At 66.5% G+C, this 24,474-nt stretch carries 20 protein-coding genes and 1 pseudogene; 10 read left to right on the forward strand and 11 right to left on the reverse strand.

What is annotated here, in order from left to right; all coding sequences use genetic code 11:
• Positions 1 to 131: 131 nt before the first annotated feature.
• Positions 132 to 1,376 (reverse strand): CaiB/BaiF CoA-transferase family protein, encoded by a 1,245-nt coding sequence (locus tag RS901_RS31590; RefSeq protein ID WP_316154527.1) that lies wholly within the window; start codon positions 1,374 to 1,376, stop codon positions 132 to 134.
• Entirely contained in the window at positions 1,376 to 2,290 is a 915-nt protein-coding gene (locus tag RS901_RS31595; RefSeq protein WP_035820693.1) for an SDR family NAD(P)-dependent oxidoreductase, read from the reverse strand. Before RS901_RS31595 ends, RS901_RS31590 begins: the two co-directional genes overlap by 1 nt.
• A gap of 190 nt (positions 2,291 to 2,480) precedes the next feature.
• On the opposite strand from RS901_RS31595, the gene RS901_RS31600 reads away from it, so the two are divergent.
• The gene (locus RS901_RS31600; RefSeq protein ID WP_114135631.1) at positions 2,481 to 3,383 is read left to right on the forward strand and encodes a LysR substrate-binding domain-containing protein; all 903 of its coding nucleotides are present in this window, start codon (positions 2,481 to 2,483) and stop codon (positions 3,381 to 3,383) included.
• Positions 3,384 to 3,404: 21 nt separating this feature from the next.
• On the opposite strand, the gene RS901_RS31605 is transcribed toward RS901_RS31600, so the two are convergent.
• Both RS901_RS31605 and RS901_RS31610 read right to left on the reverse strand, forming a co-directional pair.
• A complete protein-coding gene (locus tag RS901_RS31605) occupies positions 3,405 to 3,911 on the reverse strand; it encodes a DUF2628 domain-containing protein (protein WP_316154529.1) in 507 nt (168 codons plus the stop codon).
• A gap of 196 nt (positions 3,912 to 4,107) precedes the next feature.
• Complete coding sequence (locus RS901_RS31610; RefSeq protein ID WP_316154531.1) at positions 4,108 to 4,575, reverse strand: MgtC/SapB family protein; 468 nt, start codon at positions 4,573 to 4,575, stop codon at positions 4,108 to 4,110.
• 499 nt (positions 4,576 to 5,074) lie between these two features.
• Between RS901_RS31610 and RS901_RS31615 the strand changes: the two genes are divergently transcribed.
• The 5 genes from RS901_RS31615 (at position 5,075) to RS901_RS31635 (ending at position 10,682) form a co-directional block, all read left to right on the forward strand.
• Entirely contained in the window at positions 5,075 to 6,244 is a 1,170-nt protein-coding gene (locus RS901_RS31615; protein WP_316154532.1) for an acyl-CoA dehydrogenase family protein, read from the forward strand.
• 9 nt (positions 6,245 to 6,253) lie between these two features.
• Complete coding sequence (locus RS901_RS31620) at positions 6,254 to 7,450, forward strand: CaiB/BaiF CoA-transferase family protein (RefSeq protein WP_316154533.1); 1,197 nt, start codon at positions 6,254 to 6,256, stop codon at positions 7,448 to 7,450.
• A gap of 111 nt (positions 7,451 to 7,561) precedes the next feature.
• Positions 7,562 to 8,944 (forward strand): MmgE/PrpD family protein, encoded by a 1,383-nt coding sequence (locus RS901_RS31625; protein ID WP_316154534.1) that lies wholly within the window; start codon positions 7,562 to 7,564, stop codon positions 8,942 to 8,944.
• Between the two features lie 10 nt (positions 8,945 to 8,954).
• Positions 8,955 to 9,773, forward strand: coding sequence for a CoA ester lyase (locus RS901_RS31630; RefSeq protein WP_316154535.1), 819 nt, complete (start codon positions 8,955 to 8,957; stop codon positions 9,771 to 9,773).
• 42 nt (positions 9,774 to 9,815) lie between these two features.
• The gene (locus RS901_RS31635) at positions 9,816 to 10,682 is read left to right on the forward strand and encodes an FAS1-like dehydratase domain-containing protein (RefSeq protein ID WP_316154537.1); all 867 of its coding nucleotides are present in this window, start codon (positions 9,816 to 9,818) and stop codon (positions 10,680 to 10,682) included.
• 165 nt (positions 10,683 to 10,847) lie between these two features.
• Here the strand turns inward: RS901_RS31635 and RS901_RS31640 are convergent, their stop codons facing one another.
• From RS901_RS31640 to RS901_RS31655, 4 genes and pseudogenes are all read right to left on the reverse strand, one after another.
• A complete protein-coding gene (locus RS901_RS31640) occupies positions 10,848 to 11,183 on the reverse strand; it encodes a helix-turn-helix domain-containing protein (RefSeq protein ID WP_316154539.1) in 336 nt (111 codons plus the stop codon).
• Positions 11,180 to 11,353 (reverse strand): annotated as a pseudogene (locus tag RS901_RS31645) (type II toxin-antitoxin system RelE/ParE family toxin); the annotation flags it as partial. The gene RS901_RS31640 and the pseudogene RS901_RS31645, both read right to left, overlap by 4 nt.
• 991 nt (positions 11,354 to 12,344) lie before the next feature.
• A complete protein-coding gene (locus RS901_RS31650; RefSeq protein WP_013952320.1) occupies positions 12,345 to 13,316 on the reverse strand; it encodes a Bug family tripartite tricarboxylate transporter substrate binding protein in 972 nt (323 codons plus the stop codon).
• Positions 13,317 to 13,372: 56 nt separating this feature from the next.
• Complete coding sequence (locus RS901_RS31655; protein ID WP_316154541.1) at positions 13,373 to 14,893, reverse strand: class I adenylate-forming enzyme family protein; 1,521 nt, start codon at positions 14,891 to 14,893, stop codon at positions 13,373 to 13,375.
• 345 nt (positions 14,894 to 15,238) lie between these two features.
• Between RS901_RS31655 and RS901_RS31660 the strand changes: the two genes are divergently transcribed.
• Together RS901_RS31660 and RS901_RS31665 are read left to right on the forward strand one after the other, a co-directional pair.
• Positions 15,239 to 16,432, forward strand: coding sequence for an acyl-CoA dehydrogenase family protein (locus tag RS901_RS31660; RefSeq protein ID WP_316154542.1), 1,194 nt, complete (start codon positions 15,239 to 15,241; stop codon positions 16,430 to 16,432).
• A 13-nt stretch (positions 16,433 to 16,445) separates the two neighbouring features.
• Positions 16,446 to 17,573, forward strand: coding sequence for an acyl-CoA dehydrogenase (locus RS901_RS31665; protein ID WP_316154543.1), 1,128 nt, complete (start codon positions 16,446 to 16,448; stop codon positions 17,571 to 17,573).
• Positions 17,574 to 17,648: 75 nt separating this feature from the next.
• Here RS901_RS31665 and RS901_RS31670 read toward each other — a convergent pair whose 3' ends face one another.
• The 3 genes from RS901_RS31670 to RS901_RS31680 all read right to left on the reverse strand — a co-directional run bounded on the left by RS901_RS31670 (position 17,649) and on the right by RS901_RS31680 (position 21,737).
• Positions 17,649 to 19,436, reverse strand: a complete 1,788-nt coding sequence (locus RS901_RS31670) for an acyl-CoA dehydrogenase family protein (RefSeq protein WP_316157336.1) — start codon at positions 19,434 to 19,436, stop codon at positions 17,649 to 17,651.
• 75 nt (positions 19,437 to 19,511) lie between these two features.
• Positions 19,512 to 20,735, reverse strand: a complete 1,224-nt coding sequence (locus RS901_RS31675; protein ID WP_316154544.1) for a CaiB/BaiF CoA-transferase family protein — start codon at positions 20,733 to 20,735, stop codon at positions 19,512 to 19,514.
• A 15-nt stretch (positions 20,736 to 20,750) separates the two neighbouring features.
• Positions 20,751 to 21,737, reverse strand: a complete 987-nt coding sequence (locus RS901_RS31680; protein ID WP_316154546.1) for a tripartite tricarboxylate transporter substrate binding protein — start codon at positions 21,735 to 21,737, stop codon at positions 20,751 to 20,753.
• A 155-nt stretch (positions 21,738 to 21,892) separates the two neighbouring features.
• Between RS901_RS31680 and RS901_RS31685 the strand changes: the two genes are divergently transcribed.
• Together RS901_RS31685 and RS901_RS31690 are read left to right on the forward strand one after the other, a co-directional pair.
• A complete protein-coding gene (locus tag RS901_RS31685) occupies positions 21,893 to 22,777 on the forward strand; it encodes a LysR family transcriptional regulator (protein ID WP_316154547.1) in 885 nt (294 codons plus the stop codon).
• A gap of 228 nt (positions 22,778 to 23,005) precedes the next feature.
• Entirely contained in the window at positions 23,006 to 24,385 is a 1,380-nt protein-coding gene (locus RS901_RS31690; protein WP_316154549.1) for a DUF1329 domain-containing protein, read from the forward strand.
• Positions 24,386 to 24,474: the final 89 nt, after the last annotated feature.

Here is a 24,474-nt window from a genome sequence, read left to right on the forward strand (position 1 = left end):
GGGAACCGGGAATCGCGGTTCGGGCCGCTACCCAGACAGCCTAGGCGATGGGGGGAATTTGTGCAGAGGCCTGGTGATCCGACCGGAAGCAGGCGGTGCCCGGCAGTTGCCTGCCAGGCACCCGTCACCAGTCAGACCACGCCTTGCTCGCGCAGCCTGGCGATGCGCTCGGCCGACATACCCAGCACCGTTTCCAGCACGTGCCCGGTATGCTCGCCAAGTCGCGGCGGCGGTGCGTCATATTGCACCGGGGTTGCCGACAGCCGCAGCGGACTCTTGACGGTCGGGCACAGGCTGCCATCGTCGCGCACCAGGTCGACCTGCAGCTCGCGATGCCGCACCTGCGGGTCGTCCAGCACCTGGCCGTAGTCATTGATTGGCCCGCACGGGATGCCCTGCGCTTCCAGCGCCTGCACCCAGTGCGCCGTCGGCCGCGTGCGCATATGCGCCTCAAGCAGCGGCACCAGCGTGTCGCGATGGATGATGCGGCCGGGGCCGGTGGCAAAGCGCTCGTCGGCGGCCAGGTCGGGACGCTCGACGCCGCGGCAATACGCCTGCCACTGCCCGTCGTTGCCGGCCGCCACGATCATGTAGCCGTCGGCGGTGGCGAACACATGGTAGGGCACCATGTTGGCGTGCGCGTTGCCGTAGCGCGGCATGGCCTTGCCGGTCACGCGCTGGGCGATGATCGGCGTGGCGCCGACCGCCACCACCGCATCGAGCAGCGCCATGTCGATATGCTGGCCCTCGCCGGTGCGCTCGGCATGGCGCAAGGCGGCCAGCACCGCCACGGTGGCATACATGCCGGTAAGCATGTCGACCACCGCCACGCCCACCTTCTGCGGCCCGCCGCCGGGCAGGTCGTCGCGCTCGCCGGTGACGCTCATCAGGCCGCCCAGGCCCTGGAAGATGAAGTCGTAGCCGGGCTTGTGCGCGCTCGGGCCGGTCTGGCCATAGCCCGTGATCGAGCAATAGACGATCGACGGGTTGATCGCCTTGAGGCTTTCATAGTCCAGCCCGTAGCGCTTCAGGTCGCCGACCTTGTAGTTCTCCAGCACGATCTGCGACTTCGCGGCCAGTTCGCGCACGATCTCCTGCCCTTGCGGGCTGGCGATATCGAGCGTCACCGACTGCTTGCCGCGGTTGGCGCCGGCAAAGTAGGTGGCGTCGCGCGACGGCTGCCCGTCCGCGCCGGGCAGCCAGGGCGGCCCCCACGAACGGGTGTCGTCGCCCGCGCCGGGCCGCTCCACCTTGATGACCTCGGCGCCCAGGTCCGCCAGGTTCTGCGCGCACCAGGGACCGGCCAGGATGCGCGACAGGTCCAGCACCCGCACGCCGGCAAGCGCGCCGTGCGTCGGGGCCTGGCTGCCCGCCATCAGATCGGGTCCCAGCTGATCACGTCGGGCGAACGCTCCAGCTTGAAGAAGCTGTTGCGCATGGCCGGCATGGCGATCTCGCCCACCGTCTCAGGCGTCCAGCCCTCGCTCATATGCACCGAGCGCACCGGGCGCGGCTGGCTCATCAGGATGATCTCGTTGGCGCGCACCGCGAAGATCTGGCCGTTGACTTCGCTGGCGGCCGGGCTGGCAAGGTAGACCGCCACCGGCGCGATCTTGCCGGCTTCCATCTTCTGCAGCTTGGCCACGCGTGCCTTCTCTTCCGGCGTTTCGGCCGGGATCGAGCTGGTCATGCGGCTCCAGGCGAACGGCGCGATGCAGTTCGAGCGCACGTTGAAGCGCTGCATGTCCAGCGCGATCGACTTGGACAGCGCGGCAATGCCCAGCTTGGCCGCCGAGTAATTGGCCTGGCCCAGGTTGCCGATCAGGCCCGAGGTGGAGGTCATGTGCACGTAGGCGCCGCTCTCCTGGTCCTTGAAGTAGTTGGCCGCGGCGCGGCTGACGAAGAAGGTGCCGTGCAGGTGCACGTCAATGACCGAGCGCCATTCTTCTTCATTCATCTTGAAGAACATGCGGTCGCGCAGGTTGCCGGCGTTGTTGACCACGGCGTCGATGCGGCCGAAGTTGTCCAGCGCGCATTGCACGATGGCATTGGCGCCGTTCCAGGTCGACACGCTGTCGGTATTGGCCACGGCCTCGCCGCCGGCGGCGCGGATTTCCTCCACCACGCGCTGAGCGGGGCCGGCGTCGCCGCCCTCGCCGGTCATCGACACGCCGAGGTCATTGACCACCACCTTGGCGCCGGCGGCGGCCAGTGCCAGCGCGATGCCGCGCCCGATTCCACCACCTGCGCCCGTCACCAGGGCGACCTTGCCTGCCATCAAACCGCTCATTGCGCTGCTCCTCTGAATACTTTTTTGTGCGGTCACCGACCGCAAACCCGGCGAAACACCCCTGCGCCGCGGGCATCGCCCGCCGATGCGGTCAATCCGGATGTCCACGCCGCAGTGGATACGATAAATTGACGGCCGAGACTTTGGAATTCACGAATCACAAAACTGGCCTTTGGCCTGACGGAAGCCCATGCATTACGACCTGACCGACCTCCGCCTCTTCCTGAACGTTGGCGAGACGGAGAACCTGACCCGCGCGGCCGAACGCAGCTTCCTGTCGCTGCCCGCGGCCAGCACCCGGATCAAGCAGCTGGAAGAGGCGTTCCAGACACAATTGCTGATCCGCCAGGTCAAGGGCGTGCGCCTGACGCCGGCGGGCGATGCGCTGCTGCGCCACGCGCGCGAGGTCTTCCGCGAACTGGAATGCCTGCACGCCGACCTGCGGCCCTATGCCAAGGGCGTCAAGGGCCGCGTGCGGCTGCTGGCCAACACCACCGCCACCAACTCGTTCCTGGCCACCGGCGTATCGCGCTTCCTGAGCGAGAACCCGGACGTGGACATCGAGCTGGAAGAGCACCTGTCGCAGGAAATCGTCTCGGCGATCAGCGCCGGCGCCGCAGACCTGGGTATCGTGGCCGGTGAAGTCGCCACCCAGGACCTGGACGCGATGCACCTGTGCAGCGATGAGCTGATCGTGATCGCACCGGTCAACCACCCGCTGCCGGCCTTCAAGCGGCTGCATTTCGCCGACCTGATCGATACCTGCCGCTTTGTCGGCCTGAACCAGTTCAGCGCGATCCAGTCCTTCCTGGACCGCATCGCCAGCGGCATGGGCAAGCGTATCAGCCTGCGCATCCAGGTGGGCAGCTTCGATGCCGTATGCCGCATGGTCGAGGCCGGCGCGGGCATCGCCATCGTGCCCAACAGCTGCGCGCGCCGCTACGCCAGCCGCAAGGTGCTGCGCTTTATCCAGCTGGAAGACGAATGGGCCAAGCGCGAGCTGCGCCTGGTGCGCCGCCCGGGGCGCGAACTGCCCCAGTTTGCCGAAACGCTGATCCAGTACCTGGTCGACGCGGCGCGCGAGCCAGTGTAAGCCGGGTAAGTCGTCGACCGTTCAGCCGGCGGCCAGCCCGCCGCCCTGCACCACCAGCCCCGCCAGCGGGCTCAGCGACACCGCCATCACCACCAGCAGCAGGGCCATGGCGAACACACCGGGCCAGCTGGTGCGGCCACAGCGCGCCAGCGAGTCGTGCACCAGTTCCGGTGAAAAATGGTACTCGCGCAGGTGCCGGATGGTCGCCTCGGCATGCCAGCGGTAGATCTGGTTGCCATACATGCCCAGCAGCAGCGCCATGGCATACAGCATCGGCCGGACCGCCAGCGGCATCTTCAGCCCGAACAGCGCGTGCAGCACCGGCTCGGCGCAGACGATCAGCGCAAAGACCCCCACCTGCCAGTACATGCGCCGGTAGGCCATCCAGAACGGTCCCAGCAGGCACGCCGCCCAGTTCCAGGACATGCCGCCGCGCGCCTCGGCCAGGGACCAGCGCTGGCTGTAGTACGCATAGCGCGGCCCCACGAATGCGGCCAGCGCCGCGTCGTCACGGATCGAAGATTTCATCGCTACCTCCCCCTGCTCTGCCACGGCTGCGCCTGTGGATCGCGGCGCAACCTGTGCCACAGCATAGGACGCGCCGCGCGCGGGCAGCGTGCGCTGGCGCGCATTGCAGTGGGAAATGACGCAAATTGGCGGGCAAGCGAACAGACCGGCGCACGCCGGGCGTGCACGGGTGCCGGATGCGCCGGGTGCGGGTGCACTATTTCCAGCGATGCAGGACCTGCAGGATGACCAGCGTGAAGATGGTGGCGATCACCGCGGTGGTATCGCGCCCCAGGCCGGCAGCCACGCCGATGGCCGCGACCATCCAGATGCTGGCCGCGGTGGTCAGGCCCTCGATGTGGGCTTCGTCGCTGTGCTTCAGGATCGCGCCGGCGCCAAGGAAGCCTATGCCGGTAATCAGCCCCTGCAGCACGCGGCTGATGTCGCCCAGCGGCACCCCGGCCTGCAGCGGCACCAGCACGAACAGCGCCGAGCCCAGCGCCACCAGCATATGGGTGCGCAGCCCCGCTGCCTTGCCGGAGACCTCGCGCTGATAGCCGATCAGGCCGCCCAGCAGCATCGCCATGAACAGGCGCGTCAGGATGCGGGTGGCCTCGGCAGCGTCCGGCACATCGGCGAACTCGGCGCGCAAGACCCTGAAAATCTCAGACCAGACCCCGTCCATGGCTCGCCTCCGGGTGCTTTGGTGCAGACCTGAGCGTAGCACGGGATGGCCCGCCGGCAACCGGGCCGGCGGGCCGCAAGGCGCTGGCGCCACATCGCGCGGGCCGCCCGCCAGGTGCGCGCGGCTGCGTCCTACACCGCAAGCGGAAGCTCCCCGACAGTGCCGCCATGGCGGCGTTCCTATATTGGAGTCACTGATTACCGTCATCAACAGGAGTTGCACCATGCCCTATATCCTCGCCTGGCTGCTTGGTGTTCCGGCCTTCATCCTGATCCTGATCTGGCTCTTTATGCACTGATTCCCAGGCCCGGCCTGCCAGCCATCCCTGCGCGCGAGGCCGCTGCACCGGCCTCTTGCGCATCTGCAGGCGCCCGGCGGCGCATGCAGCTTCCGCCTCCCCCGCTTCCGGCCCACCTAAGCCGCTCTTTCGCAAATCCGAATTTCAGCGTGCCGGGGGCTCGGGAATAATGGCCCCATTCAATCTGAGCGGGGCTACCCCATGCACGCACATCAGGATCCAGACCAGCTGTACCCCGAAATCCGCGAAGCGGTGCGCGACCTCTGCTCCGGCTTCGATTCGGCGTACTGGCAACGGGTGGAAGAGCAGAACGCCTTTCCTGAGACCTTTGTCCAGGCGCTGACCCAGGCAGGCTGGCTGTCGGCGCTGATCCCGGAAGCCTATGGCGGCTCGGGCCTGTCGCTGACCGCGGCCTCGGTCATCATGGAAGAAATCAACCGCAGCGGCGGCAATTCCGGCGCCTGCCACGGCCAGATGTACGTGATGGGCTGCCTGCTGCGTCACGGCTCCGAAGCGCAGAAGCAGCGCTGGCTGCCGGGCATCGCCTCGGGCGAGCTGCGCATGCAGTCGATGGCCGTGACCGAGCCCACCACCGGCACCGACACCACCAAGCTCAAGACCACCGCGGTGCGCAAGGGCGACAAGTACATCGTCAATGGCCAGAAGGTATGGATTTCGCGCGTGCAGCATTCGGACCTGATGCTGCTGCTGGCGCGCACCACGCCGCTGGACCAGGTCAAGCGCAAGTCCGAAGGACTGTCGGTATTCGTGGTGGACCTGCGCGATGCCATCGGCAAGGGCCTGACGGTCAAGCCGATCCGCAACATGGTCAACCACGAGACCAACGAGCTGTTCTTCGACAACCTTGAAGTCCCCGCAGAAAACCTGATCGGCGAGGAAGGCAAGGGCCTGAAGTACATCCTTGACGGCCTCAACGCCGAGCGCATCCTGATCGCCGCGGAGTGCATTGGCGACGGCTACTGGTTTGTCGAGCGCGCCAGCAACTATGCGCGCGACCGCATCGTGTTCGACCGCCCGATCGGCCAGAACCAGGCCGTGCAGTTCCCGATCGCGCGCTCGTATATCAATGTCGAGGCCGCCAGCCTGATGCGCTACAAGGCCGCGCAGCTGTTCGACGCCGGCAAGCCGTGCGGCAAGGAAGCCAATATCTCCAAACTGCTTGCCGCCGACGCCTCGTGGGAAGCGGCCAACGTTTGCCTGCAGACGCACGGCGGCTTCGGCTTTGCCGCCGAGTACGACATCGAACGCAAGTTCCGCGAGACGCGCCTGTACCAGGTGGCGCCGATCTCGACCAACCTGATCCTGTCCTACGTGGCCGAGCATGTGCTCGAGCTGCCGCGTTCGTTCTAAGGCCCCTGCATGTCCCATTCCCCCAAAGGCATCCGCCCGCTCGACGGCATCCGCGTGGTCTCGCTTGAGCACGCGGTGGCCGCGCCCTTCGCCACGCGCCAGCTAGCCGACCTGGGCGCGCGCGTGATCAAGGTCGAGCGCCCCGGCGCGGGCGACTTCGCGCGCGGCTATGACCAGTCCGTGCACGGCCAGGCCTCGTACTTCGTCTGGCTCAACCGGGGGAAGGAAAGCCTCACCCTGGACCTGAAGGATGACGAGGCTCAGTCCATCCTGCACCGCCTGCTGGCCGATGCCGACATACTGGTGCAGAACCTCGCGCCTGGCGCCGCCGCCCGCATGGGGCTGGATTTCGACACCCTGCACGGCAAGTACGAGAAGCTGATCGTCTGCGACATCTCCGGCTATGGCGACTCGGGCCCCTATCGCGACAAGAAGGCCTACGACCTGCTGATCCAGGCCGCCGCCGGCCTCGTGGGCCTCACCGGCGGCCCGAACGAGCCGTCGCGCGCCGGCGTTTCGATCGCCGATATCTCGGCCGGCATGTACGCCTACAGTGGCATCCTCTCGGCGCTCCTGCAGCGTGGACGCACCGGCAAGGGCCTGCGCGTCGAGGTCACCATGTTCGAGGCCATGGCAGAGTGGATGAACCAGGTCCTCTACTTCGGCCACTACGGCGGCACGCCGCCGGCACGCTTCGGCGCGTCGCATCCGACCATCGCACCGTACGGCGTGCATCGCACCGGCAATGGCAGCGTGATCTTCAGCGTGCAGAACGAACGCGAGTTCGCCAATTTCTGCGAGGTCGTGCTCGGGAATCGCGCACTGGCGCAGGACGAGCGCTTTTCCAGCAATACCGCCCGCGTGCGCAACCGCCCCGAACTCACCGCGCTCATCGAAGAACGCTTCGCACCGCTGACGGTGGCGCAGGCCGAGGCGCTGCTGGACCAGGCGCAGATCGCCAATGCCCCGATGAACGACATCGAAGGCGTGTGGAACCATCCGCAGCTGCAGGCGCGCCAGCGCTGGCGCGAAGTCACCACCCCAGGCGGCCCGATCGGCGCGCTGCTGCCACCCGCCAACCTGTCGGGCGTGGAGCCCGTCATGGGCGATGTGCCGGCACTGGGCGCGCACAGTCGCAGCATCCTGGCTGAACTGGGCTATGGCGATGGCGATATCGACGCACTGGTGAGCAAGAAGACTGTCTGAGGACGTCCGCGCGGCGTCCGTTCCCCCCATCCTCTCCCGGCATCGGCGGAGGATCCTGATCCCCGCGAGGCCGCGAGCGGCCGAGCCAAACCAACTATCTCCGGAGACGGCATGAGCCAACCCGCAGACCAATCCTATCCGACCCGCCAGCTTTGCGAATTCCTGGCCCGCTTCACGCTGGCCGACGTGCCGGCGCCCGTGATCGAGCGCACCAAGGACCTGTTCCTTGACTGGATCGCCTCGGCCATCGCGGGCAAGGACGCCCCGGCCGTGCGCCGCATCCAGGAGTTTGCCGCCGCGATGGGGCCGGCGCAGGGCGCGGCCGAAGTGCTGGTGGACCGCCGCCGCACCTCGCCCTACTTCGCCGCGCTGATCAACGGCGCTTCGTCGCACGTGGTCGAGCAGGATGACGTGCACAACGGCTCGGTGCTGCACCCGGCCGCCGTGGTGTTCCCTGCCGTGGTCGCCGCCGCGCAGGCCGAAGGCAAGACCGGCGCCGAGGTGCTGCTGGCCTCCATCGCCGGGTATGAAGCCGGCATCCGCATCGGCGAATTCATGGGCCGGTCGCACTACCGGATCTTCCACACCACCGGCACGGTCGGCACGCTGGCTGCCGCCGCGGCGGTCGCCAAGCTGTACAACCTTGACGCCGAAGGCATCAACCAGGCGCTGGGCTCGGCCGGCACGCAGGCCGCGGGCCTGTGGGAATTCCTGCGCGACGCCGCCGACTCCAAGCAGCTGCATACCGCCAAGGCCGCGGCCGATGGCCTGCAGTCGGCCTGGCTCGCGCGGGCCGGCTTCACCGGCGCGAAGCAGATCCTGGAAGGCGCGCAGGGCATGGCTGCCGGCATGTCGAGCGATGCCAACCCCGCCTGCCTGACCGACGGCCTGGGCACGCGCTGGGCCACCGCCGAGACCTCGTTCAAGTTCTTCGCCTCATGCCGCCACACGCACCCGGCCGCCGATGCGCTCAAGGCGCTGATGCAGCGCGAAGGCATCAGCGCCGACCAGGTCGCCAGCGTCACCACGCATGTGCACCAGGGCGCCATCGACGTGCTCGGCCCCGTGGTCAACCCCACCACCATCCACCAGGCCAAGTTCTCGATGGGCACGGTGCTGGGGCTGGTGGCCGTGCACGGCCATGCGGGCCTGGGCGAGTTCGAGCAGCATGCGCTGCAGGACCCGAAGGTGACCGCCTTCCGCGGCAAGGTCGGCATGGAACTGGATGCCGAGATCAACGCCGCCTACCCGCGCCAGTGGATTGGCCGCATCACCGTCAAAACCACCGACGGCCGCACGCTGGCCGCGCGCGTCGACGTGCCCAAGGGCGATCCGGACAACACCCTGTCGCGCCCGGAACTGGAAGCGAAAGCGCTGCAGTTGGGCGCGTTCCGCCACGGCGCGAGCGAGGCCGAGATGCGTGCCATCATCCAGCGCGTGTGGGCGCTGGAACAGGCCCCGAACGTCAACGACTGGCTGCCCGCCGCAGGCTGAGAAGCAAGATATGACCACCGCAGTCACCTACCTGTTCGTGCCGGGCGACCGGCCGGAACGCTTCGACAAGGCCGCGGCCGCCGGCCCCGATGTGATGATCCTGGACCTCGAGGACGCGGTTCATCCGGACACGAAGCCCGCCGCGCGCGAAGCCATCGCTGCCTGGCTGGCCGGACGGCCCGCGGCCAACGCCTTTGTCCGCATCAATGACAGCGCCTCGCCATCCTTTGCCGCCGACCTGGCCTGGCTGCGCGAGCTGCCGCCGGGCACCGCGCTGGCTGGCCTGCTGGTGCCCAAGGCAGAAGATGCCGCAGCGCTGGCCACCATCGCGCAGGCCCTGCATGCGATCAACCCGAAGGGCGAACTCGTCGCGATCATCGAAACCGCGCTCGGTCTTCATCAGATCGACGCCGTGGCCACCGGCGTCGCGCGCCTTGCCTTCGGCTCGCTCGACTATGCGGTCGACCTGGGCTGCAGCCATACGCGCGACGCGCTCGCCTTTGCGCGCGCGCGCATCGTGCTGGCCTCGCGCGTGGCCGGGCTGCCGCCACCGGTCGACGGCGTGACCACCGCACTGAAAGACGAGGCCGTGCTGGCCAGCGACGTTGCCTATGCGCGCGAACTCGGCTTTGCCGGCAAGCTCTGCATCCACCCGGCCCAGCTGGCCGCGGTGCGCGCAGGCTTTTTGCCCAGCCCCGAGCAGCTCGACTGGGCCCGCCGCGTGCTGGAAGCTACCGCCAGTGGCAGCCATGCGGTGCAGGTCGATGGCAAGATGGTAGACCGGCCCGTGATCGAGCAGGCCCGCCGGCTGCTGGCACTGGCGCAGTAACCCGCCGCCCGACAACCTTCACGCACTACAAGGCCTACTGTCATGACTGACGCCACTTCTGAACTCGAACGCCTGCGCGGCTGGATCGGCCGCAGCGAATCGCGCACCGAAACGCTGTCGCCGGAACCGGTGATCGGCCTCGCCGCCACCTTCGACCTCGACCCCGAAGCCGTTGCCGCCGGCCCGCTGCCGCCGCTGTGGCACTGGCTCTACTTCCTGCCGCGCGCGCCGCAGCATGAACTGGGACGCGACGGCCATCCCACCCTCGGCGGCTTCATGCCGCCGGTGCCGCTGCCGCGCCGCATGTGGGCCGGCAGCGAACTGAGCTTCAGCCATCCGCTGCATATCGGCGATACCGTCACGCGCACCTCCACCATCAAGGACGTGCAGTACAAGACCGGGCGCACCGGTGAGCTGTGGTTTGTCGCCGTCGATCACGAGCTGACCGTCAACGGCAAGACCACGGTCAACGAGCGCCACGATATCGTCTACCGCGCCATGCCCGACCCGTCCAAGCCGCAGCCGCCGCGCCCGCGCCTGGAGCAGACCGCGCAGTGGCAGCGCACGCTGCAGGCGGATCCGGTGATGCTGTTCCGCTATTCGGCACTGACCTTCAACGGCCACCGCATCCACTATGACCGCCAGTACACGCGCGAGGTCGAGGGCTACCCCGGCCTGGTGGTGCACGGGCCGATGCAGGCCATGCTGATGCTGGATCTGGTGGCGCGCGAGCAACCGCAGGCGCGCGTGCGCCGCTTTGGCTTCCGCGGGTTGGCGCCGCTGTTCGACCAGGACACCATCATCGTCGGCGGCGCGGCTGATCCGGCGCAGGCGGGCCGGCTGGTGCTGTGGACGGGGGATGATGCCGGCGGGCAGGCGATGCAGGGGTGGGCGGAGGTGGAAGGGTAAAAGGTTAGGCCGCAGGCGGATGTTGCAGGCGGCTGCTTTCCTTCTGTTCCCTGCTAGCGGTAGGTTGAGGTGACGGAGAATGCCAGTCCGCTGATTCGCTGCGACTGGCGGGCGTCTGCTAATTCAATGATGGGTACGCCGCGTCGCCACCGATGCGCCCCTGGCTTACCGGCCAATTGCCAGGCGGACGGGCTTGCCAATGCGGCTCAACATCTCAACCAGTGTGTCGATGGTGAATTTGGCCGTCTTTCGGTTCACTACGTCCGACACGCGCGGACGAGACACCATCAGGATTTCCGCAGCCTCTGCCTGTTTCAGGTGGTGTTGCTCGATCCATGCCGCCAGTTCGCCCATGAGCTGTTCCTTGAGCTGCTTCGTGTCGTTGATCTGCTTTTTGGATGCCGCCTGCAGCCGCTTGGCTTCCTCCGGCGGAAATCCAAGTTCCAGGAACAGATTGGCGCCTGGCTTGGTGACATGGCGGATCCCGGTGTCGATCTTCATGATTTGCCTTTCCTCGCGTTGGCGATAGCTCGATAGCGAGCCTCGGCGATACGCTTGTCCGTCAGGTTGGTCGCCTGCGTCTTCTTCTGGAAGCAATGCAATACGTACACGGCTTCCTCGAACTTGGCGACATATATCACACCAAACGCGCCGCTCGCATCACGCAGGCGACGAGGTAGCGTGGACCGGGTTCTCACTCCCGGCCCCTGCTGTATCAGGAGCCCATCCAGTCTAGAGAACCCTGCCGTTCACAATCAAGGCGCAGATTGTGAAGGATAGATACGCTAAGTTAAGCGTCAGTTGCCAACGTCCACAGAGCGGAGAACTCCACGCCTTGGCGAAGGCACGCATCACGGCTTACGGGCAATGCCTTGATGGCATTCAACAAGGTACTTCGGCGGATTTGTGGTGGTGGCTCTTGGAGAGGCCCCGGTTTCGCCCCTGAAGGGGCGAGTCACTTTTGTCCGAGCGACAAAAGTAACCAAAAACGCGTCGCCTGGGCGGCTGGCCATCCATTCCACGGGGTTGGTGATTCGAGCGGCGGTGATTTCCGTTCGATGGGATTGGTGGTTCCACCCTGCTACGCACCCTGTCTGGTGCCTCCGTCCACGGACTATTGGACGAACCCGACTTTAGGCCATTGGCAGCCTGCTAACCACCGCGTCGGTCGGACGCCTTCGGCTGCGCTTCGCGCCGGCCCTAACGTGGCAGAACGAACGGCCACTTCCTGATTTGCGCTTTTGGCCCAGCACTACGACAGCGCCATGCGAGCGCAGCGACGCAATCCGTGCGAGGGCGCCCGACCTGCGATACTGAGTGCGCGCAGCGCAGCCGAAGGCGTCCCACCGATAACCTGATTAGCAGGCTGCCAATAGACTAAAGTCGGGTTCGTCCAATAGTCCGTCGACGGAGGCACCGGACAGGGAGCGTAGCTGGGTCGAACGGGCAACCACGCAAAACGGCAAGCACCACCGCTTGAACCACCAACGCCGTGCAATTTATGGCCAGCCGCCCAGGCGACGCGCTCTTTGGTTACTTTCTGTCGCTCGGACAGAAAGTGACCCGCCCAGCAGGGCGGAACAGGGCCGTCGACCTACGACAACATCGAACAGGGCCGTCGACCTACGACAACATCGAACCAGCCCCCAAGCCCCTCCCCCCTCAATCCGCCTGAATCTTCGCCGCCTTCACCACCCCACCCCAAAGCGCCAGCTCCCGCTGAATCCGATCCCCCAGCGCCTTCGGCGTGCTGATATTGACGTCATACCCCCCAGCCGTCATGCGTTGCCGGAAGGCCGCATCCTCCCCAACCGCCTTCTGCGCCTTGACCAGCTTGTCGACCACATCGGCCGGCAACTTCTGCGGCCCCACCAGCGCATACCAGCCAGTCAGGTCATAGTCCTTCTGCCCCGACTCGATCATGGTCGGCACGTTCGGCAGCGCCGGATTGCGGGTCTTCGACGTGACCGCCAGCGCGCGCACCTTGCCGCCGTTGATATGCCCGATAGCCGTGCCGGTGATGTCGAACATGAACGTCACCTTGCCGCTCATCACGTCAGCCATGGCCGGTGCATTACCCTTGTACGGCACGTGCAGCATCTTCACGTTGTTCATCTGAGCCAGCAGCTCCGCGGACAGATGGTTCGATGCCCCAATGCCGGCCGAGCCGAACGAGACCCCCTCAGGGTGCTTGCGCGCGTAGTCGACCAGCTCGCCCACGTTCTTCGCCGGGAAGTCCTTGTTCACCAGCAACACGTTGGTGTAATCGGTGATCAGGCCGATATAGGTAAAGTCCTTGACCGGGTTGAAGTTGACCGAGTGCTGGATCAGCGGGGTCATGGTCATGGTCGGGCTGGCGACAAAATACAGCGTGTAGCCGTCCGGCGCCGCCTTGGCGGTCATGTCAGCGGCGATGGCGCCGCTGGCGCCCGCACGGTTGTCCACCACCACCGGCTGCTTGAGCGCGCGCCCAAGCTGCTCGGCATAAATGCGCGCGGCGGTGTCGACCGGGCCGCCGGGCGCGTAGCCCACCAGCAGCTTGACCGGCCGCGACGGGTAGGCGTCGGCGGCCCACGCCGCGCCCTGCAGCAGCAGCGTGGCGGTCAGGGCTGCCAGTGTCGTCCATGTCTTCATTGTTGTCTCCTCCAGGTATGGCTGTAGTGCCGGGGGCCGGCAGGCCCGCCGGGCGTTTAGTCGAGCATGGCGCGCAGCGGCTGCTTGAGCAGCTTGCCGCTCGCCGTGGTCGGAATCACGTCGACGGTGCGGACCTCGGCGGGGCGCTTGTACGGGGCCAGGCTCTCGCGCAGGTAGGTGTCCAGCGCCTTGCGGTCAAGCTCGGCGCCGTCCTGCATTTCAATGAAGGCCACCACTTCCTCGTTGCCGTCGCTGGTGGTGCGCCCAACCACCGCCGACTGGCGCACGCCGGGGAAGGCATTGATCACCGACTCGACCTCGATCGGGTAGACGTTGAAGCCGGAGCGGATGATCAGGTCCTTGGAGCGGCCGGAGATGAACAGCGCGCCGTCGGCATCCAGGTAGCCCAGGTCGCCGGTGTTGAGCCAGCCGCCGGGCAGCAGCGCCTCGGCGGTCTGCTCGGGGTTGCGGTAGTAGCCCAGCATCACGCCCGGGCCGCGCACGCGGATCTGGCCGCGCTCGCCGGCGGGAAGCACCTTGCCTTCGGCATCGGTGATCTCGATCTCCACGCCTTCGACGATATAGCCGGCCGAGCAGTCGGCGCGCGGGGCTTCCATGCGCGTGATGAAGAGCGAACCGGCGTATTCGGTGATGCCGTAGCCATGGTGCAGCGCCTGGCCGAACAGGGTTTCGACCTCGCGCTTGAGCGTGGGGTCCAGCGGCGCGCCGCCGGTATAGAGGTAGCGCAGGCGCGGATAGGCGCCGGGCTTCGCGCCGACGGTGGGCGCCACCGCCATGATGCGCGTGAACATGGTCGGCACCCCCTGCAGGATGGTGACGCCTGGCGATGCCAGCGATTCGAATACTTCATTGGCGTCGAAGCGCGGGCGCAGGAACAGGCTGGCGCCGGCATACAGCGTGGCCATCAGCACCGTGGCAATGCCGAAGATATGCGACATCGGCAAGGCGCCGTAGGCCACGTCGGCCGGGCCCATGTCGCGCGAGGTGGCGGAGATGCGCGCAAACTGCGTCAGGCCCGCATGTGGCACCATCACGCCCTTGGGCGCGCCGGTGGTGCCGGAGGTATAGATCAGCGTGGCGACGCTGCGGGCCAGCCCGGCCGGCTCGCGCTGCGGCGGGGTGGCCGCGCGCGCCACCCGCATGCCAGCGTCGAACACCGGGCAGCCGGCGGCCTGTGCGCCCAGCCGTTCGCCGTGCGCCGCGGCCACGTCGGAGACATGGCCGGTGAACAGCACCAGCGCCGGCTGCGCATGATCGCGGATATTGTCGATCTCGCGCGCGGACAGGCGCGCATTGACCTGGATCGGCCAGGCGTGCAGCAGGCTGCTGGCGAACAGCGTGACCACCATCTCGTTGCAGTTCTCGCCAACCACCATCACGCGGTCGCCCTCGCCCACGCCCTGCGCCGCCAGCCAGTCGCGGGCAGCCTCGATGCGCCGCCACAGCTCGCCGTAGCTGATGACGGCGCCGTTCTCGTGCAGGCACGGCGCGTCGGGCGTCTGCCCGGCCCAGTAGCGGGGAATCTCGTGGATATATTCGGGGCGGAAGGATGACATGGTGCTGGTTGGTCTCTCGATGCAGGCTGAGTCGGATATGCGGCGGAATGCACCCGGCCACATGAAACTGGCTGCATCAGTTTGCGGCAAGCCCCGTGCCGGAGCCATTTGGAATTCACTAAGGCCGTGTTCGTCAACGCCACTGGCCAGCCGCCGTCCGCCCCGCCACCACCCGGCGCAGGTGGTTCCGCCTCCACGAAGGACGGCTTTACCATTGATGAAGCAAGGAATCGCGTCCGGCCCCCTACAATCGGCCGGCACAGTGAGGGCCGCCGCTTTGACGCATTGCACAACCAGGCTGAGCCAAAAGCGCCGCGCGGCCCGCGTACCACAGGGGACATTCAGATGGATTTGCGTTTCACCGCCGAGGAACAGGCCTTCCGCGAGGAGGTCCGCGCATTCGCGCAGGCCAGCCTGCCGGAAGACATCCGCAACAAGGTACTCAACCACCAGCGCGTGGAAAAGGACGACTACATCCGCTGGCACCGCATCCTGCAGGCCCGCGGCTGGGGCGCGCCGACCTGGCCCACGCAATGGGGCGGCACCGGCTGGACCGCGCTGCAGCGCCTGATCTTCGAGATCGAGACCTTCCGCGCCGGCGCTCCGCGCATGCTGCCGTTCGGGCTGACCATGATCGGGCCGGTGCTGATGAAGTACGCCAGCCCCGAGATGCAGCAGCGCTTCCTGCCGCGCATCCCCAATATCGACGACTTCTGGTGCCAGGGCTACTCCGAGCCGGGCTCGGGTTCCGACCTGGCCTCGCTGAAGACGCGCGCGGTGCGCAAGGGCGACAAGTACATCGTCAACGGCCAGAAGACCTGGACCACCATGGCCCACTTCGCCGACTGGATCTTCTGCCTGGTGCGCACCGACCCGGAGGCCAAGGCCCAGGAAGGCATCTCGATGCTGCTGATCGACATGAAGTCGCCCGGCGTGACGGTGCGCCCGATCAAGACGCTCGACGGCGGCCATGACGTCAACGAGACCTGGTTCGAGGACGTGGAAGTGCCGGTCGGGAACCTGGTCGGCGAAGAGAACCGCGCCTGGACCTATGCCAAGTACCTGCTCGGCCATGAGCGCACCGGCATTGCCGGCATCGGCCACTGCAACCGCGAGCTGCGCCTGCTCAAGCACTACGCCAGCCAGGCCACCGACGGCGCCGGCCGCCCGCTGATCGAAGACGTGCGCATGCGCGACAAGATCGCCCGCCTCGAGATGGACATCATGGCGCTGGAAATGCTGCTGCTGCGCGTTGCCACGCAGGCCGCCGGCACCCCCGGCCCCGAGGCCTCGATCGTCAAGATCCGCGGCTCCGAGGTGCAGCAGGACCTGGGCATGCTGATGATGGAAGTGGCCGGCCCCAACGCCTGGCCGTATTCGCCGGACTGGCTTGAGCCGGGCGCGACGCAGCCGGTGGCGGGCCCTGAGTGGGCCGCCCCTGCCGCCTCCACCTACTACGACATGCGCAAGACCTCGATCTACGGCGGCGCGACCGAAGTGCAGAAGAACATCATCTCCAAGATGATCCTGGGTTTCTGAAGGGATAGCTGACATGGACTTCACCTACAGCGAAGAGCAACAGATGCTGGCGGACAGCCTGCGTCGCTTCATCGATACCGAATACACCTTCGAGGCCCGCCGCAAGAGCGCGCGCGCAGGCGCAAGCCTGGATCGCGGCATGTGGAACAAGCTGGCTGAAATGGGCGTGCTGGGCCTGACCGTGCCGGCCGACTTCGGCGGCTTCGGCGAAAGCCCCGCCAGCCAGCTGGTGGTGCAGCGCGAACTGGGCCGCGGCCTGGTGCTGGAGCCAGTCACGCCCAGCGGCGTGATGGCCGCCGCCATCCTGGCCGCCCACGGCAGCGCCGCGCAGAAGGAAGAATGGCTGCCCGCGATCGCCTCGGGCGAGCGCATCGTAACGCTGGCCTACCTGGAGCCGACCACCCGCTACCGCCCGGAATCGGCCCGCGCCAGCGCCGAGCGCAGCGGCGACGGCTACGTGCTCAACGGCATCAAGAGCGTGGTCTGGCACGGCGCCGCCGCCGACGCCTACCTGCTGACCGCGCGCGTGGCCGGCAGCAATGAGATTGCGTTGTTCCTGGTGCCGCGCGACAGCAAGGGCCTGGGCGTCACCGCCTATCCCACCATCGACGGCCTGCGCGCCGCCGACCTGTCGCTGCAGGACGTGACAGTGCCGGCCAGCGCGCTGGTGGGCCAGCCCGCCGACGGCCTGGCCGCGCTGGGCGTGGGCCTGGAGCACGGCGTTGCCGCGCTGTGCGCCGAGGGCGCCGGCGCCATGGAAAAGCTGATCGAGATCACCGCCGAGTACCTGGGCACGCGCCAGCAGTTCGGCAAGCCGCTGGCCAGCTTCCAGGCACTGCAGCACCGCATGGCCGACATGCTGGTGCAGAAGGAGCTGGCACTGTCGATGGCCTACGTCGCAGTCCAGGCACTGGACGAGGCCGATCCTGCCGCGCGCCGCCGCATGCTGTCCGCGGCCAAGGTGACGCTGGCCCGCGCCGGGCGCTTCGTCGGCCAGCAGGCCGTGCAGCTGCATGGCGGCATGGGCATGACGGATGAGCTGTCCGTGGGCGACTACTTCAAGCGCCTGACCATGCTGGACCAGCTGCTGGGCGACAGCGACTACCACCTGCAGCGCTTCGGCGAAGTGATGGAAGCCTGACCCTGGCTGCGGCTGCTGGCCGCACGCTGGCGCGAGGCCGGGCACTTGCCCGGCCTCGCGCCGTTCAAAACCCCTTCAGCTGCCCAGCGCCGCGCAAGCCGCTTCGAATGAGACCGGATCGCCCTGCAGCAGCAGCGCGTCCATCTTGTCCTCTCCGGCCTTGACCGGGCAGGCAAGGGGATCGGCTGGTGACAGGTAGTGGCGAAGCACCGAGCTGGCCAGCAGCAGGCGCCTGCCGTCGACGCCAGGCTGTGCGCCTTCCCAGGCCAGCACCGCCGCGGCCGTGGCGTAGTAGAGCGCACTGGCTGCGCGGCGGACTTCCGCTTCATGCCCGTCGTGCTCCGCTACGCATTCAGCCAGCGCGACGGATCGGCTCAGTGCCTGCAGGACCGCATGGCGCAAACTCGCCGGCAGGCGCGGGGCCTGCTCCAGCCGCCCGGACAATTCCGCCAGCAGCAGATGCTGAGCGCCATCCTTGCGCACAGCACGCTGGATAGCATCGAGTGCGTTGATGTTGCTGGTTCCCTCCCAGAGCACGCCGATATGAGCGTCACGCACCAGTCTCGCGTTGACGAAATCCTCGATATAGCCGTTGCCGCCCCGGATTTCCATGGCGCCCGTGGCAACCGTGATGTTGTCACGGCAGGCCCGGAACTTTAGCAGCGGCGTCAGCAACCGCAGGACCTTGCCGGCCGCCGCATCGCCTTCGTTGGCCCTGCGCATGATGTCCGCGGTTGTCATGGTCATCGAGAGCGCTGCCTCGGTCGGAATCATCAGCTTCAGCAACTGCCGGCGCAGCAGCGCATGGCCAATCACCTCCATCCCGAATGCCGAACGGGATCTTGCGGCAAGCGCGGCTTCGTTCAGGCAGCGCCGCATCATCGCGGCGGCGCGCACGGCATGAGAGAGACGCGACAGGTTGACCTGCTCCATCATCTGCTTGAGGCCGCGGTCGGGCGCGCCGACAAGGTAGGCCAGCGCCCCGTCCAGCCTGATTTCCCCGCTCGCCATCGAGCGCGTTCCCAGCTTGTCCTTGAGGCGCACGATGCGATAGGCATTGCGCCTGCCGTTCTCCAGCCTGCGTGGCAGTGCAAAAAGGGCGAGGCCGCGGGTGCCGGCCGGCGCCCCCTCGGGCCGCGCCAGCAGCAGCGCGACATCGGCATCGGTGTGGGAGCAGAACCATTTCTCGCCGTAGAGCCGCCAATGGCCGTCGACCTGCCGCGCCACTGTCTCGATCGCGCCGACATCCGAGCCGCCGGCCTTTTCGGTCATGAACTGAGTACCCTTCCACAACTGGTCCGGATCCGGCGACAGCATGCGGGGCAGCAGTTTCGCCTGCAGTTCCGGGCTGCCGTACTTGCGAATCAGGTGGATCGACGTGTCGGAAACGCTGATCGGGCACATCTGTCCGAACTCGGACTGCACGAACAAGTACTGGAATGCATATTTGGCCACCGGGGAAAGCGGCGCACTGCAACCCAGGACACCATCACGGTGGCTCATGGCATGGAACTGGAAGTCGCCGAACGCGATATGCTCCATCTCCTGATAGGCGGGGTGATACTCGATCCAATCCTCGTCTTCGCCCCAGCGGGTGCGCGCGTGCAGGACGGGAGGATGCTTGTCGGCCACGATCGAAAGGGCGTTCAGGCGGCCGCCCGCCAGCGCACCCATGCGCTGGTAATGCGGGAGCAAATGGCTGCGCACGTCTTCCGGCAGATAGAGCGACAACAGGTCCTGCAGGCCGCGGTCCAGCGCAAGGAAATCGAGACCCGCGCAATCCGGAGCGAGACGGTGGGAGCTTTGGTCAGAACTGGCGGGACGTGGACGAACGTAGTCGTCATAGTTGGCTTGGAATGACATGGGAGCCTTGTTCAGTTGACGAGGGAAACCGGGAGGCGGCGGCCGCCGGATCGCGTGGCGGCCAGCCAGGCGCATTCAGATCGCGCCGGCCGCGCGCAAGCGCTTCAGGTCCTCGGGCTCAAGCCCGAGGAGATCGGACAACACGGCGTCCGTATGCTGGCCAAGCGCAGGCGGACCTGCCTTGTAGTCGAGCGGCGTGGCGGAGAAGCGCATCGGGCTCGCAATGCCGGGGCAGGAGCCCCCGTCCGGCAGCGGCAGTTCGATCCGGATGCCGCGATGCTGAACCTGGGCGTCAGCGAGGGCCTGGCTGAAATCGTTGATCGGCCCGCAAGGCACGCCCGCGGCTTCGAGGCGGGCCAGCCAGGATGCCGTGGTATCGCCACGCATGATGTCAGCCAGCATGGGCAATAGCAGCTCTCGGTTGACCAGTCGGCCGGTCACCTTGACAAAGCGGTCGTCCTCCGCCAGTTCCGGTCTTCCGATCGCCCTGCAGAAGGCCGCAAACTGGCCATCATTGCCGACGGCGACCACAAAGCGGCCGTCCCGGCTTTCGAATACCTGATACGGCGCGGCGTTGGGATGCGCATTGCCCAGCCGGCGCGGCAGATTGCCGGAGACCATGTAGTTGACGGCCTGGTTGCTGTTGAAGGCAAGGATGCAGTCGAGCAAGGCCATGTCGATATGCTGGCCCTGCCCGCTGCGCTCACGCCAGGCCAGCGCAGCCGTAATGGCCAGGCTGGCGTACATGGCGGTGGTAATGTCCGCGACGGCAATGCCGACCTTCTGAGGGCCGCCTCCGGGCAGGTCATCGCGTTCACCGGTGATACTCATCAGTCCGCTCATGCCCTGGAATACAAAGTCGTACCCCGGGCGGTGCCGGTACGGGCCGGTCTGGCCGAAGCCCGTCACGGAGCAATAGATCAGGCGCGGATTCACTTCGCGCAGATCGTCATAGGCGAGCCCGTAACGTGCCAGCGTACCGACCTTGTAGTTTTCGACCAGCACGTCTGACGTGCTGGCAAGGCGCCGGATGATGTCCTGGCCTTGCGCGCTCGCCAGATCGACGGTGATGGACTTCTTGCCGCGATTGGTCGAGGCGTAGTACCCGGAATCCTCCCCCAGGCCGCCATCCGCGCATGGCAACCATGGCGGGCCCCAGCCGCGCGTTTCATCGCCCACTCCCGGGCGCTCGACCTTGATTACCTCGGCACCGAGGTCGGCCAGGTTCTGTGTGCACCACGGCCCGGCCAGCACGCGGCTCATATCCAGTACGCGGACATGGGAAAGCGGTTTTGTCATGGAGTTGGTCTCGATTCAGTCAGCGCGAATGTGGGAAGCCGTGATGACTCTTCCATAGCGGGCGTTCTCGTCGCGCATGTAGGCTGCAAATGCTTCCCCGTAGTACCCGGCTGGCTCGGCGCCGCTTTGCAGCAACGTGCGCCGGACATCGGGTTCATTCACGATGCGCTCGATCTCGCTGGCGAGCTTGCTCACAATGGCTGGCGGGGTGCCGCGCGGGGTCATGAACCCCACCCAGGCTGCCATCTCCATGCCCGCATAGCCGAGCTCCGCCGTGGTTGGCACGTCGGGCATGACGGCTGACCGCTTGCTGCTCATGACCGCCAGGGCGCGGAGCTTGCCCGCGGATATCTGCGGCATCCCGGTAAAGGCCGGTTCGAAGGTCACAGAGACTTCATTTGCCATCACGGCGGCCTTGGCGGGCGCGCTTCCCTTGTACGGCACATGCAGCAGTTCGACGCCGGCCCGTGCTTTCAGCATTTCACCGGCCAGGTGGGCCGTCGAGCCATTGCCATAGGAGGCATAGCTGACGCTCCCGGGCTTCGTGCGTGCCAGCTGCACCAGGTCGCCAAGGTTCTTAGCCGGCAACTGCGGATTGACCACGATCACGCTTGGGGCACTGGCCACCATGGCAATCGGCGCAAAGCTCTTGACGGGGTCATAGCGAAGACTTGGATAGAGCCATGGATTGATCGTGAGCGTCGTGTTGGTCGCGGCCAGCAGCGTGTAGCCATCGGGGCGGGCGCCGGCAACCAGCTCGGCACCGACAATGGTGGCGGCGCCCGGGCGGTTCTCCACCACCACCGGCTGCCCCAGGCGCTCACCCAGCTTCTGGCCTACCACGCGGGCCACGATGTCTGTCATGCCTCCCGCGGCGTAGGGGACAACGATACGGATTGCCTGGCGTGGATAGTCTGTCTCCGGCGCCGCGGTGGCCGCAGACACCGCGAGCGGGGTCATCGCGGCAACACAGCCCAGCACTGCATGGAAGGCCTTGTCCACAGTTTGTCTCCTCTGGTCTTGTTATCACGCGTCGATGGCCGGGCGATTGCCGGGGGCGGCGTGTTGGAGCCAATTCTTGTGGCTGTGATTGCGCGCGTCCAATATAATTTTCTGGCCTATTAATACAAGAATTGAATAAATCCCGGGGAGCGCCAATGGATCTCAGGCAACTGCGTTACTTCGTCGCTGTCGCCGAGGAACTGCATTTCGGGCGTGCGGCTGCGCGCCTGGCGATTACGCAGCCGCCGCTAAGCTTCAATATCAGCAAGCTTGAGGAATCGCTCGGCGTTCAGTTGCTGCGACGCAGTACGCGGGAGGTCGCACTGACACCAGCAGGCAAGGTGATCTACCAGGAAGCCCTCCGGATGCTCGCGCTGGCGCGCAATGCCCAGGAAATGGCGAGCCGTGCCGCGCGCGGAGAAACCGGGACAGTCCGCGTCGGCTTCGTGGGCTCAGCGCTGCTCACGTGCCTGGGCGACAGGATTCGCGCGTTTGGCGCCGGTGGCGGCGACATCAATGTGATCGTGCATGAGCTGAACAGCTTCGAGCAGATCGATGCGCTGCAAGGCGGACAGATCGATATCGGCATCATTCACCCGCGCATCATTCCCGCCGGCATCTCGTCGTGCACACTTCATTCGGAGCGGTTCGTGTGCTTGCTGCCGGCAGCCCATCCGCTTGCGGACCGGCAACTGATCGATATCCGCAAGCTGCGCGACGAAGATTTTGTGCTGTTCCCGCGGCACTTCTCTCCGGAGTTCCACGACAAGATTGTCGCCATGTGCGTGCGCGCCGGATTCACGCCCAACATCCGGCATGAAGTTCGCCACATGCTGACGATCGCCACGCTGGTCTCGAAGAACTTCGGTGTGTCGCTGGTCCCGCAATCCGTGGATACGGTGGCGCTGCCGAACCTGGTCTGCCGGCCTCTGTTCAGGCAGGGGAAGCTCTCCGAGTTGCAGGGAATCTGGCGCAGTGACGAGGACTCGCCGGTGGTGCTGTCGATGCTGGATGCATTGGGGGGAAAGCCTGGAGCGTAACGCGCTATCGCACTGCCAGCCTGCCAACGTGACAATGCCGCGATTCCGGCACCCCACCCGGATCGCCTCCCGCTCCGCGCCACACCCTGCCCGCCGCCACGCCGGGGGCTAGGGAAATCCACTAGTCCGTTCCAACGATTCCCCGCCGCCGCGCCATCACTACGCTGTCACCACAGGCACAGGCACAGCCAGCGCCGGCAATTCCTCTTTACAAGGAGCGAGACTTCAATGAAATCCAGCACAAGACAACTGATACGCGGTGGCCTGCTGCTCACCAGCATGGCCTTGGCGGCGGCATCGTGGGCGAAGGCCTCCCCGGAGGAGCTCAAGCAACTGGATGGCACCCTCACGCCGATGGGCGCCGAGCGTGCCGCCAGCAAGGACGGCGAGGTCCCGGCATGGTCCGGCAAGTGGCTGGGCACGCCGGCCCATGTCAAATACCAGCGCGGCGAACGCTACCCGGACCCGTATGCCGACGAGAAGCCGCTGTTCGTCATCACCGCGCAGAACATGGCGCAGTATGCCGAGCGGCTCAGCGACGGGCAGAAGGCGCTGTTCAAGAAGTACCCCGACAGCTTCAAGATGCCGGTGTACCCAAGCCATCGCGACTTCCGCTACGAGGACGCGGTCTACAAGGACATTCGCACCTACGCCTCCACCGTCAGCATGACGAGCGATGCCAACGGCCTGAAGGAAGCGGGGCCCCAGGTTCCCTACCCGATTCCGAAAACCGCGATGGAGCTGCTGTGGAACCAGCGCTTCTCGTCGGCCATCGGCACCGAGAAGGCGCAGTTCGACCAGGCCGTGGTCTATCCGAACGGCTCGATCGCGTGGGGGCGCGTCTCATACAGCATCCTGTCACCGCGCAATAACGGCAAGTTCGACCCCCGCAGCGCGCTCAACGAGCGCTCCTTCTTCCGCACCGCCACCGACCTGCCGTTGCGTGACCGCGGCCAGGTGATCGTTGGCTACGCGGTCTGGGACCAGGAGGGTTCTGACACCAACCGCACGTGGATCTACAACCCGGGCACGCGGCGGGTGCGCCAGGCGCCGGAATTCGGCTTTGACCAGCCCCAGGGCCCCGGCGGCTTCCGCACCGTGGACGACGACCGGCTCTTCAACGGCTCGGGCGAGCGCTACAACTGGAAGATCGTCGGCAAGAAGGAGATCTTCGTCCCGTACCACAACTACAAGCTGCTGAGCACTTCCGTCAAGTACAAGGAGCTGCTCACGAACGGCCACGCCAATCCGGACGCCATGCGCTATGAACCGCATCGGGTATGGGTACTGGAAGCAACGCTCAAGTCCGGTTTCCGGCACCAGTATGCGAAGCGCGTGCTGTATCTCGACGAAGACAGCTGGCTAGCCCTGGCGGCCGACAACTACGATGGCCGCGGCCAGTTGTGGCGCACCAATCTCCAGGCCTCGGTGTACGCCTATGATGCACGCCGCTACTATCCGACCACGGTGTTCTACCATGACCTGATTTCGGGTGCCTACATGGCCGACCGCCTGACCAACGAAGGACCGATGGCAACGCTGAACAACAGCCCGGAATTCAACGAGGCGTTCTTCTCCCCGGACGCCGCGCGCGGGTCGGGTACCTGATCCGATCGTGATATCCGGCCGGGCGCAGCCTTTGGCGCCCGGCCGCGCTCCCGCCCTGAACTGCCCCCCAGAAGTTGGAGACAACTTTT

It is taken from the genome of Cupriavidus sp. BIC8F, from assembly GCF_032465815.1.
In the GTDB taxonomy this organism is placed as follows: domain Bacteria; phylum Pseudomonadota; class Gammaproteobacteria; order Burkholderiales; family Burkholderiaceae; genus Cupriavidus; species Cupriavidus necator.

What these genes read in the sequence shown, in the direction of transcription:
- RS901_RS31630 (WP_316154535.1), top strand. Translation starts at nt 8,955, where the DNA reads ATGACCACCGCAGTCACCTACCTGTTCGTGCCGGGCGACCGGCCGGAA.
- RS901_RS31690 (WP_316154549.1), top strand. Translation starts at nt 23,006, where the DNA reads ATGAAATCCAGCACAAGACAACTGATACGCGGTGGCCTGCTGCTCACC.
- RS901_RS31600 (WP_114135631.1), top strand. Translation starts at nt 2,481, where the DNA reads ATGCATTACGACCTGACCGACCTCCGCCTCTTCCTGAACGTTGGCGAG.
- RS901_RS31595 (WP_035820693.1), bottom strand. Translation starts at nt 2,290, where the DNA reads ATGAGCGGTTTGATGGCAGGCAAGGTCGCCCTGGTGACGGGCGCAGGT.
- RS901_RS31625 (WP_316154534.1), top strand. Translation starts at nt 7,562, where the DNA reads ATGAGCCAACCCGCAGACCAATCCTATCCGACCCGCCAGCTTTGCGAA.
- RS901_RS31635 (WP_316154537.1), top strand. Translation starts at nt 9,816, where the DNA reads ATGACTGACGCCACTTCTGAACTCGAACGCCTGCGCGGCTGGATCGGC.
- RS901_RS31655 (WP_316154541.1), bottom strand. Translation starts at nt 14,893, where the DNA reads ATGTCATCCTTCCGCCCCGAATATATCCACGAGATTCCCCGCTACTGG.
- RS901_RS31605 (WP_316154529.1), bottom strand. Translation starts at nt 3,911, where the DNA reads ATGAAATCTTCGATCCGTGACGACGCGGCGCTGGCCGCATTCGTGGGG.
- RS901_RS31610 (WP_316154531.1), bottom strand. Translation starts at nt 4,575, where the DNA reads ATGGACGGGGTCTGGTCTGAGATTTTCAGGGTCTTGCGCGCCGAGTTC.
- RS901_RS31650 (WP_013952320.1), bottom strand. Translation starts at nt 13,316, where the DNA reads ATGAAGACATGGACGACACTGGCAGCCCTGACCGCCACGCTGCTGCTG.
- RS901_RS31675 (WP_316154544.1), bottom strand. Translation starts at nt 20,735, where the DNA reads ATGACAAAACCGCTTTCCCATGTCCGCGTACTGGATATGAGCCGCGTG.
- RS901_RS31640 (WP_316154539.1), bottom strand. Translation starts at nt 11,183, where the DNA reads ATGAAGATCGACACCGGGATCCGCCATGTCACCAAGCCAGGCGCCAAT.
- RS901_RS31590 (WP_316154527.1), bottom strand. Translation starts at nt 1,376, where the DNA reads ATGGCGGGCAGCCAGGCCCCGACGCACGGCGCGCTTGCCGGCGTGCGG.
- RS901_RS31670 (WP_316157336.1), bottom strand. Translation starts at nt 19,436, where the DNA reads ATGTCATTCCAAGCCAACTATGACGACTACGTTCGTCCACGTCCCGCC.
- RS901_RS31685 (WP_316154547.1), top strand. Translation starts at nt 21,893, where the DNA reads ATGGATCTCAGGCAACTGCGTTACTTCGTCGCTGTCGCCGAGGAACTG.
- RS901_RS31660 (WP_316154542.1), top strand. Translation starts at nt 15,239, where the DNA reads ATGGATTTGCGTTTCACCGCCGAGGAACAGGCCTTCCGCGAGGAGGTC.
- RS901_RS31665 (WP_316154543.1), top strand. Translation starts at nt 16,446, where the DNA reads ATGGACTTCACCTACAGCGAAGAGCAACAGATGCTGGCGGACAGCCTG.
- RS901_RS31620 (WP_316154533.1), top strand. Translation starts at nt 6,254, where the DNA reads ATGTCCCATTCCCCCAAAGGCATCCGCCCGCTCGACGGCATCCGCGTG.
- RS901_RS31615 (WP_316154532.1), top strand. Translation starts at nt 5,075, where the DNA reads ATGCACGCACATCAGGATCCAGACCAGCTGTACCCCGAAATCCGCGAA.